The organism is Microbacterium sp. MM2322 (genome assembly GCF_964186585.1).
Taxonomy (GTDB): Bacteria; Actinomycetota; Actinomycetes; order Actinomycetales; family Microbacteriaceae; genus Microbacterium.
The window spans coordinates 3,070,395-3,085,801 of the sequence record NZ_OZ075067.1 but is presented as its reverse complement, the minus strand read 5'-3'; the positions used below and the strand labels follow the sequence as shown (position 1 = coordinate 3,085,801).

Below are 15,407 nucleotides of genomic sequence, written 5' to 3'. Positions count from 1 at the left end.
GACCCTCCCGGGGTGTGGACAATGGTGTGTACAGGACTGTGCACAGCCTGTGGATAAGTATCCGGATCACGCTAGTCATCGGCGCTCCGCAAGGCAAAACCCACTGTAGAACCGGCCCGCGTGTCGTCGCCAGCGCGATTCCGGCGTCGGTGGATAATGGCCGGTCGGCATCCCGGTTTGGGATCTCGGGAATCTCGACGTATCCTAGGTCGGTTGACTTGTGCCTCCCGGCGCGAGTCCCCCATGTACCTGTGTCCCCGGCCGAGCATTCGGGTGACCCCGCCCATCCGGAGTGATCTTCATGAGCAAGCGCACGTTCCAGCCCAACAACCGCCGCCGCGCCAAGAAGCACGGTTTCCGTGCCCGTATGCACACCCGCGCCGGCCGCGCCATCCTTTCGGCTCGTCGCGCCAAGGGGCGCACCGAGCTCTCGGCCTGACACCACACGGTGCTGGCGCGCGGGAACCGAATCACGCGCGGGGCGGACTACCGTTCCGTCGTCCGCGGAGGTTCTCGGTGCGCCGCAGCGCACAGCGTGACCCATGTGGTCAGCACGTCTGAGCAGCGCCCCCCACGCTTCGGCTTCATTGTGAGCAAGCAAGTGGGGGGCGCTGTCGTGCGCAACACCGTCCGTCGTCGGCTCAAGGCGATCTGCGCAGAAGCCCTCCCGGACGTCCGGGTCGGAGCCGATGTCGTGATCCGCGCACTGCCGGCTGCGGCATCCGCTGACTTCGCAACGCTGCGCGCAGAGGTCGTCCGCTGTCTCGAGCGGAAGGCTGCCGCGTGAGTTCCGCACCGCTTCCCTCGTATACACGGGGAGATGCCGTGGCGGATGCCGCGTCACTGCCGGCAGCGATCGCACTTCTCCCCCGCAACGCTGTCATCGGCCTCCTGCACGGATACCGGGCCACCATCTCCCAGGTGTACGGCGATGTGTGCAAGTACTATCCCTCGTGTTCGGCCTACGCGCTCGGCGCGGTGCAGCAGCACGGTGTGATCAAGGGGTCGGCACTCGCAGCCACCCGACTCGCCCGATGCCACCCGTGGGCAGCGGGAGGCATCGATGATGTCCCCCCTCACGCGCACTTCCGGCACGACCTGACTTCGCACGGCTTCGTCGTGCCCCGCAGAAAGGACTGATCCTTGGTGGATCTCTTCGCCGCCGCGGCGACCCTGCCGCCGCTTCCGAACCCGACGACCCCGCGTCCGGGTGGTACGGACTTCTTCAGCGTCATCCTCTGGCCGTTCAAGTTCGTCGTCGAGGCGATCCTCGTCTTCTGGCACTGGATCTTCACGTCCATCGGACTGCAGCCGGATGCCGGTCTGACCTGGGTTTTGTCGATCATCGGACTCGTCATCGTGGTGCGCGCCGCACTGATCCCGCTGTTCGTGCGGCAGATCAAGAGCCAGCGCAAGATGATGGAACTCGCGCCGGAGATGCGCAAGATCCAGGAACGCTACCGCGGCAAGCGCGATCAGCTCTCTCGCGAGGCCATGAGCCGCGAGACCATGGCGATGTACAAGAAGCACGGCACGTCGCCGCTGTCGAGCTGTCTTCCTCTCCTCGTGCAGATGCCGATCCTGCTGGGCATGTTCTACACACTCAGTGAGGTCAAGCGCCACGCGGAGTGGGGCATCGGCGGCACCGGGCTTCTGAACCCCGTCCTGACCCGCGAGTTCTACAACGCGGAGTTGTTCGGTGTCGCGCCGCTGCACGTCAACATGATCGAGGCGATCAACACGAATCAGACCGCCACGGTCGTGATCCTCGTGATCCTCGTGATCCTCATGATCGTGTCGCAGTTCTTCACGCAGCTGCAGATCATCTCGAAGAACCTCTCCCCCGAGGCCAAGACCGGCCAGGCGTATCAGATGCAGCGCATCATGCTCTACGTCCTGCCCCTCGCGTTCATCTTCTCGGGTGTCTTCTTCCCGCTCGGCGTCGTCATGTACTGGTTCACCTCGAACATCTGGACCATGGTCCAGCAGTTCATCGTCATCCGTAACCTGCCCACCCCCGGCTCCGAGGCGGCCAAGGCCCGCGAGGAGCGCCTCGCCAAGAAGGGCAAGGCACTCGACTCGAGTGGCAAGGTGATCCCGATGGCGAAGTACGAGGCGGAGCAGCAGCGCCTGGTCGAAGAGGCCGAACGCGCCAAGGCGGAAGCCCCCAAGCGGCAGCAGCCGGTCGGTAAGAACCGTGCGAAGAAGCAGGCTCAGAAGGGCAAGCAGGACGGCACGTCCTGACGAGGACTGAAGGATTCACTCATGACGACCACTGAACAGAACCCCAGCGCACGCCCGGCGCCGACTGTCGATGAACTCGAGCAGGAAGGCGACATCGCCGCGGACTTCGTCGAGGGAATCCTCGACATCGCCGACATCGATGGCGACCTCACCCTCGACGTGCGCGCCGGCCGCGCCTACGTCTCCGTGGAGAACGAGCGGCCCGATGCTCTCGCACTGCTCGCCGACCCCGACACCGTGCAGGCGCTCCAGGAACTGACTCGCATCGCCGTGCAGACCAAGACGGGGCGGTTCTCCCGCCTCATCCTGGACGTCGGTGGATCGCGCGACGCGCGACGCGGCCAGCTGCAGAAGCTCGTCGAGCGTGCGGTGGAGCGGCTCGACGAGGGTGCCTCACAGGCATCCCTTCCTCCGATGTCGAGCTACGAACGCAAGCTCATCCATGACATCGCGGCTGAGCACGGCCTCGTGTCGGAGTCATACGGTGAGGGTGCTGACCGCCACACGGTTCTTCGACGTGGCTGACGTTTCACGTGAAACACCCGAGTCCGAACCGGATGCCGCATCGGCTGTTTTCGGCGATCGGATCGACCTCGCACGTCGCTTCACCGATGCGCTGATCGCGCAGGGCGAGGAGCGTGGGCTCATCGGGCCACTCGAACTCCCCCGCATCTGGACCCGTCACATCCTGAACAGTGCTGTGGCGGCCCCGCTGTTCACGGCCGGTTCACGCGTCGGTGACATCGGGTCCGGGGCCGGCCTTCCAGGTCTTGTGCTCGCTATCGCGCGTCCTGACGTGCGCTGGGTGCTGATCGAGCCGATGGAGCGTCGTGTCGCCTGGCTGACGGAGCAGACCGACGAGCTCGGCCTCGACAACGTCCAGATCGTGCGTGCTCGCGGCGAGGAATGGGCTGAGGGCTCGGTCCTGGATGCCGTGACCGCGCGGGCCGTCAGCGCATTCCGCACGCTCATCCCGATCACGGCGCCGCTGGTGCGTAACGGCGGCGAGCTGATTCTCCTCAAGGGAGCGAACGCAGCCAATGAGATCACCGCTGCGCAGAAAGTGATCCGTACCTTCCGCCTCACGCACGTTCGTGTCGAACCGGTAGGTGACGGCGTGATCGACGAACCCACGCGCGTCATCCGCGCCGTCGTTCGCTAGCGCGGGCTGCCGGTGTTTCACGTGAAACAGGGTGTGCGCCACGACCGTCGATTGCTGCACTGTTTCACGTGAAACGGCGCGGGTGCCCTCGACATGGTGTTTCACGTGAAACTACGTGACGAATCGGGTCTGGGGGAGGCCTCGACTACAGTGAGATGGTCCTCGACACGACAGGAGTAACAGGTGCCGGATTCGGAGAACACGACCTCTCCCGCACCCTTCTCATTCGACGACAGTCCGATCGCTCGGGAACTTGCCGATCTGACCTCGCGTCGGAAGGCACTGGCGGGTGTGCAGGTCGAATTCGACGGTACGACTCGTGTGGTGACGGTGTCGAACCAGAAGGGCGGCGTGGGGAAGACGACCACGACGGTCAACCTCGCCGCAGGTCTCGCCTCGATCGGCGCCCGGGTGTTGGTGATCGACCTGGACCCACAGGGCAACGCGTCCACCGCGCTCGGCATCCCTCACAGTGCGGAGGTTGCCAGCATCTACGACGTCCTCATCGACGAAGAGCCGCTGGCTGACATCATTCAGACCAGCCCGGAGTCGGAGAACCTGCTCTGTGCGCCCTCCACGATCCATCTGGCCGGCGCGGAGATCGAGTTGGTGTCGCGAGTTGCGCGGGAACACCGGCTGAGGACCGCTCTGGACACGTATCTGAGCGAAAATCACGTCGATTTCGTGTTCATCGACTGCCCGCCGTCGCTGGGACTGCTCACCATCAACGCCTTCACGGCGGCGACCGAGGTCCTGATCCCCATCCAGTGCGAGTATTACGCGCTCGAAGGCCTGAGTCAGTTGCTCGGAAGCGTGACGATGATCCAGAAGCACCTCAACACGTCGCTGCACCTGTCGACGATCCTGCTGACGATGTACGACGGTCGAACGCGACTGGCCCAACAGGTGGCCGACGAGGTCCGCACCCACTTCCCCGAACGCGTGTTGACCACGGTCATCCCCCGTTCGGTCCGCGTCTCGGAGGCGCCGAGCTTCGGTCAGACCGTTATCGCGTACGACGGGCAGTCCGCTGGCGCGGTCGCGTATCGCGAGGCGGCGGTCGAGATCGTGCGGCGCGGTCACGAGCAGAAAACAGAAGAAGGAGCCCACTGATGGCGAAGCGAACCGGACTGGGCCGGGGCATCGGTGCCCTCATCCCCACGCAGGACACGTCGGAAGCACGTCCTGTCGATGTGTTCTTCCCCGGCGCATCTTTGTCGGAGGGTTCACCGGACGCGATGGAGTCCGCGGATGCCGCGGCCGCCGCATTCGCGTCGGCAGAGGACGATCTCGTTGCTGTGCCCGGTACCCGCCTGATCGAGATCGATCCGAACAGCATCGTGCCCAACCCGCGTCAGCCGCGGTCGAACTTCGACGCGGATGACCTCGCCGAGCTCGTCCACAGCGTGCGGGAGTTCGGTGTCCTCCAGCCCGTCGTCGTGCGCCGCAATGACGAGGGCGAGTTCGAGCTCATCATGGGTGAGCGACGCACCCGCGCTGCGCGCGAAGCGGGTCTCACCGCGATCCCCGCCGTTCTGCGCGAGACGGAGGATGAGCACCTCCTGCGGGACGCGCTGCTGGAGAACCTCCACCGCTCGCAGCTGAACCCGCTCGAAGAGGCGTCGGCCTACCAGCAGCTGCTCGAGGACTTCGGAATCACGCAGGAGGAGCTCGCAACGCGGATCGGACGCTCGCGTCCTCAGATCAGCAACACGATCCGTCTGCTGAAGCTGCCGGTGCCCGTGCAGCAGCGCGTGGCCGCCGGCGTGCTCAGCGCGGGCCACGCACGAGCGATCCTGTCGGTCGACGACGTCGACACCATGCAGCGGCTCGCGGACAAGATCGTCAACGAAGATCTCTCCGTGCGCGCAGCGGAGGCCGCGGCCAAGACGATCGGCAACCGGGTGCGTCCGCTGCCGAAGGCGGGGACGCGTCGTGCGCATCTCGACGACGTGGCGGAACGGCTGGGGGACCGCCTGAACACCAAAGTCAAGATCGCTCTCACTGCTCGTAAAGGCCAGATCAGCATTGATTTCGCGACGATCCAGGATCTCAATCGCATCCTGGCAGAACTGGGCGAAACGGAGTTCGGCGCGTCCTGAATCCCGGTCGCTCCGACCCTGAACACAGGGTCCCCGCGTAGGCTTGTGGGGTGAGTGATCGTCCCAATCTCCCCCGTCGCGCCAGCCTTGAAGTGCTGCGGGCCGAGGCGTCGGATGAGCTCGCAGTGATCGTCGAGGAGCGCGTGCTTCAGGGTGAAGACCCCTGGGCATTCATGGAAGACCTGCCGACGGTCGACGAGCTCGTGGTCCTGACGTTGCGGGCAGAGAACATCGCTGCTGACGGCGGAAAGCGGCCGAACGAAGCGCGGAACTATCGAGTGCTGCGCCAGATAGCTCTGGATTACCCCGCCCTGAGTGCGGCGGTGTGGCGACTTCTCGGTAGCGAACCGCATCGCGCCTGGGACGTGTCGGTCCGCGCCTCCTGACTGTTCCACGTGAAACATCGTCGTTCACACACCGGCGTTACGGTCCACACGTGTCTTCATCGATCCAGAGTGCGTCCCTCGACATCCGCTCCCACAGCGGACCGACGGGGGAGGCTGTCGAGGGCGCGCTGAAGGAACGGCGCATTCCGGCGGTGATCGGCACCGCGAACGGAAGACTCGTGGTTCGCGTCGCACTCGACGAAACCGGCGGGCTCGTGGTCGCTCGGGAGGACGGTGGGGTCACCACGACGGTTGCGGAGACGATGCTGACGTCGCTGGCCGCGGAGTGGCGGGCGGACGTCACGCTGGAGAACCCGGTCTTCTTCGCCTCGGCATCCTTTCGTGAGGAGGCGCTTCCGCAGGCAGAGATCGGTCGTCCCGTGCCGCGCGCCGTCTATGTCATCGGCGGTGCGGTTCCGATCGACCCAGTGCGCCGACAGGACATCGCGGCGCAGTTGGAAGCATCCATCAGCGTGGTCCCGGCCGGCGACGTCCACCTTCTGCAGTCTCGGGGGGACGTTCAGGAGTACTGGCTGCCCGCACAGAGACCCGTCGTTGCGGTGAAGGCGGACGGGGATGCGCTCACCATCGAGGTCTACAGCCGTGCGGCTCTCGAATCTGTCGATGCCAGGGTTTCGATGCGCGGCATCCCGGATCTCACACTCTGGTGGCAGGCGCGGTGGCGGCCGGTGCTCTCGGCAGGGGGCGAGGTCGGCGAGGTGGAGCGGATGCTGGGTCGCGCCCAGCTGATACCCACAACGCTCCTGAGCGGTGAGGAGAACATGCGGACCGCGCTGGGGGAGCTCGGGACGGATCTGGATGCCGTGGAGCGCCTCCTCGGTCAGCCGAACGACGATCATCTCGTCGATGTGGTCGTCGCGACGCTCGGGCTGCCGGTCGACACCGCTGACCTCGTGCGTGGACGGATCACGATCGACGACCTACCGGGTTCGCAGCACATCGAGCGGACGGCGGCGGGGCGCGTCGTGTGGGAACAGCTCCACCGACGCGGCGACATGCGCCGGTCGCTGGGCTGGTGGCGGCGGCTTTTCCGCAGGTGAAGGGCCGAAACGACGAAGGACCCGGCGACAGCAGTCGCGCGGGTCCTTCGTGAGAGGGGGTCTCAGCCGATGTAGTCGGCGAGGTCCTGCTGGAGGGCGAACTTCGGCTTCGCACCGATGATCGTCTTCTCGACCTCACCCTTGTTGAAGACCTTCATCGCCGGGATCGAGGTGATCTGGTACTGCATGGCGAGCTGCGGGTTCTCGTCGACGTTGAGCTTCAGAACCGTGATCTTCTCGGGGTTCTCGGTCTGGATCTCGTCGAGGATGGGCCCGACCATGCGACAGGGTCCGCACCACTCGGCCCAGAAGTCCACCAGAACGGGGCCTTCGGCGTCGATGACGTCCTGCTGCCAGGTGCTCTCGCTCGTTGCCTTGGCGGTCATATGTCTGTCTCCTTAGTGGTCGACACGATCGTGTCTATGAGGGGAAAACGCGGCGGATGCCGGAATTGTTCCGCGGTCAGGCCGGGGTCGGCAGGCCGTCGATGATCGAGGCGTCCTCGGCAGGGGCCCCGGCGTCACCGCGGGCGGCGAGGTAATGCTCGAGGTCGAGGGCGGCGACCGTACCGCTGCCGGCGGCGGTGACCGCCTGGCGGTAGGTCGGGTCGATGACGTCGCCCGCGGCGAAGACACCGGCGACCGACGTCTTCGAGGTGCGGCCGTCGACCCAGACCGTGCCGTGCTCGGTGATGTCGAGGACGTTGTGCACGAGGTGGGTGCGGGGGTCGTAGCCGATGGCGACGAACACGCCGTCGAGGGCCAGGTCGCGCTCGGAGCCGTCGACGGTGTCACGGAGGCGCACGCCGGTCACGGCATCCTCACCCAGCACGTCGATGACCTCGCTGTTCCAGACGAACTCGATCTTCTCGTTCGCCTTCGCGCGGTCCTGCATGATCTTCGAGGCGCGGAGCTCGCCGCGACGGTGGATCACGTAGACCTTCGAGGCGAACTTGGTGAGGAACGTCGCTTCTTCCATCGCGGAGTCGCCGCCGCCGACGACGGCGATGACCTTCTCGCGGAAGAAGAAGCCGTCGCACGTCGCGCAGTACGAGACGCCGCGGCCCGACAGACGGGTCTCGCCCTCGATGCCGATCTTGCGGGGAGCGGAGCCGGTGGCGAAGACGATCGCCTCAGCCTCGTGGGTCTCGCCGCGTCCGAGGGTGACGCTCTTGATGTCGCCGGAGACGTCGAGCGAGACGACGTCGTCGTAGACGACCTCGGCGCCGAACTTCTCGGCCTGCTCCTGCATCTTGGCCATGAGGTCCGGGCCCATGACACCCTCGGGGAACCCGGGGAAGTTCTCGACCTCGGTGGTGTTCATCAGCTCACCGCCGGCCTCGACCGAACTCGCCACCACGAGGGGCGACAGGTTCGCGCGGGCAGCGTAGATGGCCGCGGTGTACCCCGCGGGGCCCGAGCCGATGATGATGACCTTGCGCACGATGAATCCCTTCTCAATCGGGGCGAATACCCTCGCCCCGACACGTCCAACCAATGCTAGCCGTGTGGCATTCCACGCCGCCTGGGCGCGGCGGGTGTCTCAGCGACCGGGGAGGAACCGGCGAAGCGCCCGGCCCGCGATGGCGAGCTCCGGGGTGCGGAATGCGGCGAGGATCGCGGCGTAGACGACGAGGGTGGTGCCGCCGATGAGTGCGGCGCCGACGAAGCCAGGCAGGCGCTCGGACACCGCCCACCCGTCCACGCCGCCGAAGAGGGCGAAGACGCCCCATCCGGCGGCGGCGGCAGGGATGGCCGCAAGGAGGAAGCGAAGGATGCCGCGGAACGCGCCGCCGAGCCCGAGGGGCCCGATCTTGCGGCGTAGGAGCGTGATCGCGAGCGCGAACTGCACGATGTTGGCGACCGACTGCCCCAGGGCGATCGCCACAGCCAACCACTCCCGGGAAAGGACCCCCGCGCCCAGGAGAACGGATGCGGTCAGTGCCGTGGCGATCACGATGGCCGCCTGCACGAGCGTGTACACGAAGGGGGTGCGGGTGTCCTTGAGGGCGTAGAACGTCCGCTGGAGACCGAACTGGAATGAGAGCGGCAGCAGGGCGACGAGGTAGGCGACGAGAACCCACGCGAAGGCGACGGCCTCACTCGGATTGGTGGTGAACAGGCGAGCCAGCGGCACCGCTGCCACGATCATCGCGGCGAGGACGCCGACCATGAAGATGCCCACCGTCCGGGTGAGGGAAGAGAGGTCGGCGGTGACGGCATCCGTCCGTCCCTCGGCCACGTGCTCGCTGAGCCGCGTGTAGTACGGCGTGCCCAGCGACAGGACGATCACGGAGAACGGCAGCATGAACAGGAGCCAGGCGTTCTGCAGGGTCGCGCCGGCAGCGGCGGCACCGGAGGCGGCGCCGACGATGTTGACCTGGACGGCGCCGGCGATCTGCCCCGCGACGACCATGAGGAACGTCCAGCCGGCGAGGCGACCGATGTGCCGGAGGCCGATGCCCCGCCAGTGGAAATCGGGCCGCACGTGCAGGCCCGCGCGCCGCCAGAAGAGGAACAGGATGCCGGCCTGGACGACGATGCCCAGCGTCGCGGTGCCGCCCATCAGTGCGATCATCCAGGCGGTCCAGCCGGTCGCTGCCTTGTACGTCCCGAACAGAGCGATGAAGACGCCGAATCCTGCGATCGAGATGACGTTGTTCACGATGGGCGACCAGGCGAACGGACCGAAGATCCGATTCGCGTTGAGGACCTCGCCCACCAGTGCGTACAGGCCGTAGAACAGCAGCTGCGGGAGGCACCAGTACGCCAACGCGAGCGTGAGGGTCTTCGCCTCTTCGGTGAACTTGCCCGCGTAGATCTCGACGAGCAGCGGGGCCGCGACGACCGCCACCGCGGTGACGACGAGCAGCGCGAGGACGCCGAGCGTCAGGAGCTTCGAGACGAACGCGCTGCCGCGATCGTCGTGGGTCTTCACCGCCTTGACGATCTGCGGCACGATGACGCCGGCGAGGAGGCCCGACGAGATGAGGGCGAAGACGGAGTTCGGAAGCTGGTTCGCGACGGCGAAGGAGTCGGCGGCCTTCGCTCCGACGGTGCCGAGTGCGACCGTCAGCACGATGTTGCGGATCAGCCCCGTGATGCGGGATGCCATGGTCCCGGCGGCGACGGTGGCGCTCGCGCGGCCGAGCCCGGCCATCAGGCGTCCACCGGCATCCGTCGGCGTCGTCGAATCGTGCGGACGACACCGAACACGAGGAGGGCGCTCACGAGGACACTCAGGATGACGAGGGCCACCGATTCCCACTCGGCGCGCACCGACACCTTGATCGTCTCGGTCGGACCGATCTCGACACCCGCGGAGGTGCGCAACTGCAGGTCGACGGAGGATTCCCCGCTGCCGACGAGCGCGGAGACGGGGATGGCGACGCGACTCGTCTGCTGGGCGCCGATCTCGACCTCGGTGGTCGACTCGATCACGAGGCGCGCATCGCCCGGTGAGGCGAGCAGATCCACGCGCGCGGGCCAGGGGAGGTCGTTGCGGACCGTGAAGACCAGGGGAGCCGACGAACCCGCCAGAGTGATCGGTCCCCCGGGGACAAGCGCGACACCGTCGGTCCAGGTGGCGATGCGCTCGCGTTGCGTCTGAACCGCGGCATCCCACCCGTCGCGGTCGTCGAGCCAGGCGTTGCCGAGCAATTGCAGTTCCGTGGCGCGCTCGGATGAGGTGAGAAGCGACGGGTCGTCGAGGACCCCGGCGATGCGGGAGAGTCCGGCCCGCGCGTCGCGGAACTCCGCGATCATCGCGACGCGGTCGGCATCCGGCGCCACCGAGGTGAGCTGGACGGGAGCAGCATCGGCCGCGAGCAGGCCGCTCAGATCGGTGGTCGTCCACCCGGGAAGCGCCGTCGCCGCGCGAATCGCGTCGCGCAGGGCGGCCTCGGAGCGGCCGCTCGCTCGGTCCACGGTGACGAGGAGGGGGCCGCCGGGCGTCGTCAGCGCGGCACGCGCCGTGTACTCCGCGAGAGCGCTGCCCCGTTCGGTCGCGTCACCGGTGGTCGACGCGTCGGCGAGGAGAGCCGAGAAGTCCTCGTTGTAGACGAGCAGATCCGCCCCGCCGGCGGTCGCGTGGGCTCCGGCATCCGATCGCACCACCGAACTCGGCAGCAGGGTGACGGGAGCATCGTCGGTGCCGGTCACCGCGCCGAGAGCGGTCGCGGTCTCGGCGCCGGCGGTGCCCGTCGCGGGCCAGTACACGGCGTCGCGGTCGGCGCCGACATCGAACAGCTCGCCCAACGTGGGCAGGTCCACCTGGTCGGGCGTGGGAGTGGGCGCGGGGGTCGCGTCGGTGTCCGCCGGCGTCGCCTCGAAGTTCACGGCGTCGAGGTAGGCCGCGTACGACGGCACACGGGCAGGAGATGCCTCGCCCGCACCGATCTGCGCGGCGATGTCGGCATCGCCGTACTGCAGCGCGAAACGATCGTTGGGCAGGGCCATCAGCTCATCGAGCCACGCGAGGGCGTCGGCGGGGGCGGACTTGCCGAGGGCTCGGATCGAGGCTGTGATCGCCGGGTCGACCGCGAGGATCGCATCAGTGCCGCTCACCGCGTCGAGCTGCTCGCGGAGCGCGCCGCCGTCGGCGGTCAGCTCTCGGAGCGCATCCGCCCCGAGGGCGCCGGTCGACTGAGGGCCTGCCGTAACGGGAACGACGACTCCGACGCGCTGAGCGGGCTCACCGGACCGTGGCACCACGATGACCGTCCGGGCGCGAACGGTCTGCTCGCCGGTCTCGTACGCGACCCGCGCGGGATAGACGCCGGGTTCCAGGTCTTCGATCACCGCATCGTCGGGGGCGACCGAGACCGACACGGATGCCGACTGCTCCGCCGCGATCTGGGGAACGTCGATCGTGCCGACCGAGTCGAACGGCACGGCCCCCGCGCCACTGTCGAGCCAGGAGTCGAGCGATGCGCGCGTCGAGAGGGCGCGCGTCCCGAGCTCGAACGTCGCCTCTCCCGCCGCGAGGGCATCGCCGGCGGGGTTGTCGGCGGACATCGTCAGGGTGAGCGGGGCGGATGCCGAGAGCACACCGTCGTTCGCAGGCGCGAGAGCGACGGTGGCCGCCCCGCCGTCACCCGCGTCGTCGACCGCGGCGAAGGCGGCCGGCGCCGGTGCGGCCAGGGCGATGGCCGCGCCCGCGGCCGTCGCCGCACGCAGCCAACGGGGTCGGCGCGGCGGACGTCGGCCCGGATCAGGCGAGATGAAGGTCATGAAGAGGTCGATTCCCGTGCGATCCATGACCGCACCATCGGGACAGATTCTAGGGTCCCCGCCCTGCAGAGCCCCTGATTGGGCGCGAGGGCCGGTTGAATAGGGAGGTGAGCGACTCCCGGCATCCCGACCCGTCAACCGTTGCCGCGCTCCGCGCCGACCTGTCCGCGGCGGGCTACACCGCCGGTGCCGTGCGCGCCGCGTGGGGGGCGCTGGCGGACGACGCGATCGGTCGCGGAATGCTCGCGCCCGCCCGTCGTGCGCTCGCCGGACGGACCGATGCACTCGCGGTGCTGAGCCGCACGCTGTTCCTCGGCGACGGGGCTTCGCGCGCCGATCTGGACGCGGCGCTCCCGTCCGCAGGCGTGGCCGGACTCGCGGAACTCGGGCTCGTGCGCATCGACGGCGACACGGCCACGCCGACGGTCCTCGTGCGGCCGCAGGACTACACGGATGCTGCCGGCTCGGGTCACTGGTGGATCGTGAGCGACCTCGACGAGGCGGCTCTCGGCGGCGCGCTCCCCACCGGACACGTCCTGGGAGTCGGCGGTGCCTCCCTCACCCTCGCGGGTCTGCAGCTCGACACCCCGGCGGAGCGCGTGCTCGACCTCGGGACGGGATGCGGCATCCAAGCCCTGCGTGCGCGGCGGAGCGCTCCCCGCGTCGTCGCGACGGACGTGTCGGAGCGCGCCCTGGACCTCACCGTGCTGAACGCCGCCCTGAACGGGATCGACGGGATCGAGGTGCGCCACGGCAGCCTGTTCGAGCCGATTGCGGGCGAGGAGTTCGACCGTGTCGTCTCCAACCCGCCGTTCGTCATCACGCCGCGCGTCGCCGGCGTTCCCGAGTACGAGTACCGCGACGCGGGCTTCGCGGGCGACGACCTCGTCGCGGCGTTCGTCTCGGGGGTGGGCGACGTGCTGGCCCCCGGCGGGACCGCGCAGCTGCTCGGGAACTGGGAGTACCGCGGCGACCGGGACGGTCTCGACCGCGTCCGCGAGTGGGTCGCGGCATCCGCTCAGCCCCTCGACGCGTGGATCGTGGAACGCGAGCGGCTCGACCCGCTCGCCTACGCGGAGCTGTGGGTGCGCGACGGCGGCACGACCCCCGGGAGCCCCGACTACGCACGGCTCATCGACGCGTGGCTGGCCGACTTCGACGCGCGCGGCGTCACCGCCGTCGGGTTCGGGTACCTGCTGCTGCGCCGCACGCCGATCGGGATGCCGCCCCTCGCCCGCTACGAGCAGATCTCCCAGCCGGTGGGCGGCACCCTCGGCACGCACCTCGCCACGGCGCTCGCCGCATGGGACCGACTCGGGCTGCTCGACGACGACGCGCTCGCCGAGGTGACCGTCGTCGTGGGCTCGGATGTCACCGAGGCGCGCCACCACCGGCCGGGCGCCGAGGAGCCCTCGGTGATCGAGCTGCACCAGGGCGGCGGTTTCAGTCGCGTGCTCAACGTCGACCCGGCGCTCGCCGCCCTCGTCGGGGCGTGCGACGGCGACCTGCCGCTCGGCGTGCTCATCGACGCGATCGCCGATCTGCTCGAGGTCGACGCGGGCGCGCTCCGCGCCGACCTGTTCCCGCGCGTCCGCGAACTCGTGTTCACCGGGTTCTTGCGCCTCGGCTGACCGGACGGAGTTCGGGGCGTGCGCCGATGCAAGGGATCGGCGGCGACACGCCGGTGACGGATGCCGGGGCGCGGGGTGTCGCGCGGCATCCATTGCATCCGCCTACAGTGCGGGGCGTCCCCACCAGAGCCCTCGGCGCACGTCGGTAGGCTCGTTGTCATGCTGAACATGGCCGAGGGTCTCGCGCGCCTGGGCGCGCTCGCGGAGTCCCCCGTCTCGGCCGCGCTCGCCCGTGCTTTCGCCGATGCCGGGTTCGAGCTCGCGATCGTCGGGGGCCCCGTCCGCGACGCGCTGCTCGGCCGCGCGGTGAACGACCTCGACTACACGACGAACGCCCGACCCGACGACATCCTGCGGATCGTGAAGCCGCTGTCGACCGCGACGTGGGACATCGGCCGCGCATTCGGCACGATCGGCGCGAAGGTCCGTGGCGAGCAGGTCGAGATCACGACCTACCGCGCCGACAGCTACGACGGCACGACCCGCAAGCCCACCGTCGAGTTCGGCGACACGCTCGAGCAGGACCTCGTCCGCCGCGACTTCACGGTGAACGCGATGGCGCTCCGCATCCCGGGACCGTCGCTCGTCGACCCGACCGGCGGCGTCGAGGACCTCATCGGCCAGACGCTCCGCACGCCCACCGATCCCGACGTGAGCTTCGGCGACGACCCGCTTCGGATGCTGCGGGCCGCCCGCTTCGCCAGCCAGCTCGGCGTGGAGGTCCATCCCGCGACTCTCGAGGCGATGAGCCGGCTCGCGCCGAGCCTGTCGATCGTGAGTCCCGAGCGGGTGCAGGGCGAGCTCGTGAAGCTCCTCTCGACGGAGGCGCCGGACCGCGGCATCCGTCTGCTCGTCGACACCGGGCTCATGGAGTTGTTCCTGCCCGAGGTGCCGGCCCTACGCCTCGAGGTCGACGAGCACCACCACCACAAGGACGTCTACGAGCACTCGCTCACCGTGCTCGCACAGGCGATCGAGCTCGAGAACGAGCGTCACCCGGGGCAGGCGCCCGACGTGACCCTCCGCCTCGCGGCGCTCCTGCACGACATCGGCAAGCCGGCGACCCGCAAGCTCGAGCCCGGCGGCGCCGTGAGCTTCCACCACCACGACGTCAAGGGCGCCCGCATGGCCCGCAAGCGCCTGCAGGCGCTGCGGTTCGACGGAGCGACGACGGATGCCGTGTGTCAGCTCATCGAGCAGCACCTCCGCTTCTTCGGCTACGCCGAGGGCGCGTGGACCGACTCGGCCGTCCGCCGGTACGTGCGCGACGCCGGCGAGCAGCTCGAGCGGCTGCACATCCTCACGCGCGCCGACGTCACGACGCGGAACAAGCGCAAGGCCGGCCGGCTCCGCACGGCGTACGACGACATCGAAGCCCGCATCGCGCAGCTCGCCGAGCAGGAGGAGCTCGAGTCGATGCGCCCGGAGCTCGACGGCAACCGGATCCAGGAGGTCCTCGGCATCCGTCCCGGCCGTGAGGTCGGCGAGGCGTACCGGTTCCTGCTCGACATCCGTCTCGACGAGGGTGTCATCGGACCGGATGCCGCCGAGCAGCGCCTCCGCGAGTGGTGGGCCTCGCGCGGCTGAATC

At 68.5% G+C, this 15,407-nt stretch carries 16 protein-coding genes; 12 read left to right on the top strand and 4 right to left on the bottom strand.

The annotated features are described in order from the left end of the window. The first annotated feature begins 301 nt into the window (after nucleotides 1-301). The 10 genes from rpmH (at nucleotide 302) to ABQ271_RS15005 (ending at nucleotide 6,955) form a co-directional block, all read left to right on the top strand. Nucleotides 302-439 (top strand): 50S ribosomal protein L34, encoded by a 138-nt coding sequence (gene rpmH, locus ABQ271_RS15050; protein WP_026302947.1) that lies wholly within the window; start codon nucleotides 302-304, stop codon nucleotides 437-439. A gap of 9 nt (nucleotides 440-448) precedes the next feature. Further along, the gene (gene rnpA, locus ABQ271_RS15045; protein WP_349309521.1) at nucleotides 449-787 is read left to right on the top strand and encodes a ribonuclease P protein component; all 339 of its coding nucleotides are present in this window, start codon (nucleotides 449-451) and stop codon (nucleotides 785-787) included. 38 nt (nucleotides 788-825) lie between these two features. Then, the gene (yidD, locus tag ABQ271_RS15040; protein WP_349310919.1) at nucleotides 826-1,140 is read left to right on the top strand and encodes a membrane protein insertion efficiency factor YidD; all 315 of its coding nucleotides are present in this window, start codon (nucleotides 826-828) and stop codon (nucleotides 1,138-1,140) included. 6 nt (nucleotides 1,141-1,146) lie between these two features. Continuing rightward, nucleotides 1,147-2,244 (top strand): membrane protein insertase YidC, encoded by a 1,098-nt coding sequence (yidC, locus tag ABQ271_RS15035; RefSeq protein WP_349310918.1) that lies wholly within the window; start codon nucleotides 1,147-1,149, stop codon nucleotides 2,242-2,244. Nucleotides 2,245-2,265: 21 nt separating this feature from the next. Beyond that, nucleotides 2,266-2,769, top strand: coding sequence for a R3H domain-containing nucleic acid-binding protein (locus ABQ271_RS15030; protein WP_349309520.1), 504 nt, complete (start codon nucleotides 2,266-2,268; stop codon nucleotides 2,767-2,769). Next, nucleotides 2,735-3,406 carry a 16S rRNA (guanine(527)-N(7))-methyltransferase RsmG gene (gene rsmG / locus ABQ271_RS15025; RefSeq protein ID WP_349309519.1) on the top strand — a complete coding sequence of 224 codons (672 nt, stop codon included), beginning with the start codon at nucleotides 2,735-2,737 and terminating at the stop codon, nucleotides 3,404-3,406. Before ABQ271_RS15030 ends, rsmG begins: the two co-directional genes overlap by 35 nt. A gap of 183 nt (nucleotides 3,407-3,589) precedes the next feature. Then, the gene (locus ABQ271_RS15020) at nucleotides 3,590-4,519 is read left to right on the top strand and encodes a ParA family protein (RefSeq protein ID WP_349309518.1); all 930 of its coding nucleotides are present in this window, start codon (nucleotides 3,590-3,592) and stop codon (nucleotides 4,517-4,519) included. Further along, a complete protein-coding gene (locus ABQ271_RS15015; protein ID WP_349309517.1) occupies nucleotides 4,519-5,508 on the top strand; it encodes a ParB/RepB/Spo0J family partition protein in 990 nt (329 codons plus the stop codon). Before ABQ271_RS15020 ends, ABQ271_RS15015 begins: the two co-directional genes overlap by 1 nt. A gap of 50 nt (nucleotides 5,509-5,558) precedes the next feature. Next, the gene (locus ABQ271_RS15010) at nucleotides 5,559-5,894 is read left to right on the top strand and encodes a tryptophan synthase subunit alpha (RefSeq protein ID WP_349309516.1); all 336 of its coding nucleotides are present in this window, start codon (nucleotides 5,559-5,561) and stop codon (nucleotides 5,892-5,894) included. A gap of 50 nt (nucleotides 5,895-5,944) precedes the next feature. Continuing rightward, entirely contained in the window at nucleotides 5,945-6,955 is a 1,011-nt protein-coding gene (locus tag ABQ271_RS15005; protein ID WP_349309515.1) for a hypothetical protein, read from the top strand. 62 nt (nucleotides 6,956-7,017) lie between these two features. Here the strand turns inward: ABQ271_RS15005 and trxA are convergent, their stop codons facing one another. The 4 genes from trxA to ABQ271_RS14985 form a co-directional block, all read right to left on the bottom strand. Continuing rightward, nucleotides 7,018-7,341: a thioredoxin gene (gene trxA / locus ABQ271_RS15000; protein WP_018187790.1), complete on the bottom strand. Its 324-nt coding sequence runs from the start codon at nucleotides 7,339-7,341 to the stop codon at nucleotides 7,018-7,020. A gap of 76 nt (nucleotides 7,342-7,417) precedes the next feature. Continuing rightward, nucleotides 7,418-8,398 carry a thioredoxin-disulfide reductase gene (gene trxB / locus ABQ271_RS14995; protein WP_028497428.1) on the bottom strand — a complete coding sequence of 327 codons (981 nt, stop codon included), beginning with the start codon at nucleotides 8,396-8,398 and terminating at the stop codon, nucleotides 7,418-7,420. Nucleotides 8,399-8,497: 99 nt separating this feature from the next. Beyond that, nucleotides 8,498-10,114, bottom strand: coding sequence for a murein biosynthesis integral membrane protein MurJ (gene murJ, locus ABQ271_RS14990; protein WP_349309514.1), 1,617 nt, complete (start codon nucleotides 10,112-10,114; stop codon nucleotides 8,498-8,500). After that, a complete protein-coding gene (locus tag ABQ271_RS14985; protein ID WP_349309513.1) occupies nucleotides 10,114-12,213 on the bottom strand; it encodes a DUF6049 family protein in 2,100 nt (699 codons plus the stop codon). The genes murJ and ABQ271_RS14985 overlap by 1 nt, the downstream gene beginning before the upstream one ends. A gap of 80 nt (nucleotides 12,214-12,293) precedes the next feature. Between ABQ271_RS14985 and ABQ271_RS14980 the strand changes: the two genes are divergently transcribed. Both ABQ271_RS14980 and ABQ271_RS14975 read left to right on the top strand, forming a co-directional pair. Then, nucleotides 12,294-13,817: a methyltransferase gene (locus tag ABQ271_RS14980; protein WP_349309512.1), complete on the top strand. Its 1,524-nt coding sequence runs from the start codon at nucleotides 12,294-12,296 to the stop codon at nucleotides 13,815-13,817. A gap of 159 nt (nucleotides 13,818-13,976) precedes the next feature. Next, nucleotides 13,977-15,404 (top strand): CCA tRNA nucleotidyltransferase, encoded by a 1,428-nt coding sequence (locus tag ABQ271_RS14975; protein WP_349309511.1) that lies wholly within the window; start codon nucleotides 13,977-13,979, stop codon nucleotides 15,402-15,404. Nucleotides 15,405-15,407: the final 3 nt, after the last annotated feature.

What these genes read in the sequence shown, in the direction of transcription:
- ABQ271_RS14975 (WP_349309511.1), top strand. Translation starts at nt 13,977, where the DNA reads ATGCTGAACATGGCCGAGGGTCTCGCGCGCCTGGGCGCGCTCGCGGAG.
- ABQ271_RS14985 (WP_349309513.1), bottom strand. Translation starts at nt 12,213, where the DNA reads ATGGATCGCACGGGAATCGACCTCTTCATGACCTTCATCTCGCCTGAT.
- trxA (WP_018187790.1), bottom strand. Translation starts at nt 7,341, where the DNA reads ATGACCGCCAAGGCAACGAGCGAGAGCACCTGGCAGCAGGACGTCATC.
- rpmH (WP_026302947.1), top strand. Translation starts at nt 302, where the DNA reads ATGAGCAAGCGCACGTTCCAGCCCAACAACCGCCGCCGCGCCAAGAAG.
- murJ (WP_349309514.1), bottom strand. Translation starts at nt 10,114, where the DNA reads ATGGCCGGGCTCGGCCGCGCGAGCGCCACCGTCGCCGCCGGGACCATG.
- ABQ271_RS15015 (WP_349309517.1), top strand. Translation starts at nt 4,519, where the DNA reads ATGGCGAAGCGAACCGGACTGGGCCGGGGCATCGGTGCCCTCATCCCC.
- ABQ271_RS15030 (WP_349309520.1), top strand. Translation starts at nt 2,266, where the DNA reads ATGACGACCACTGAACAGAACCCCAGCGCACGCCCGGCGCCGACTGTC.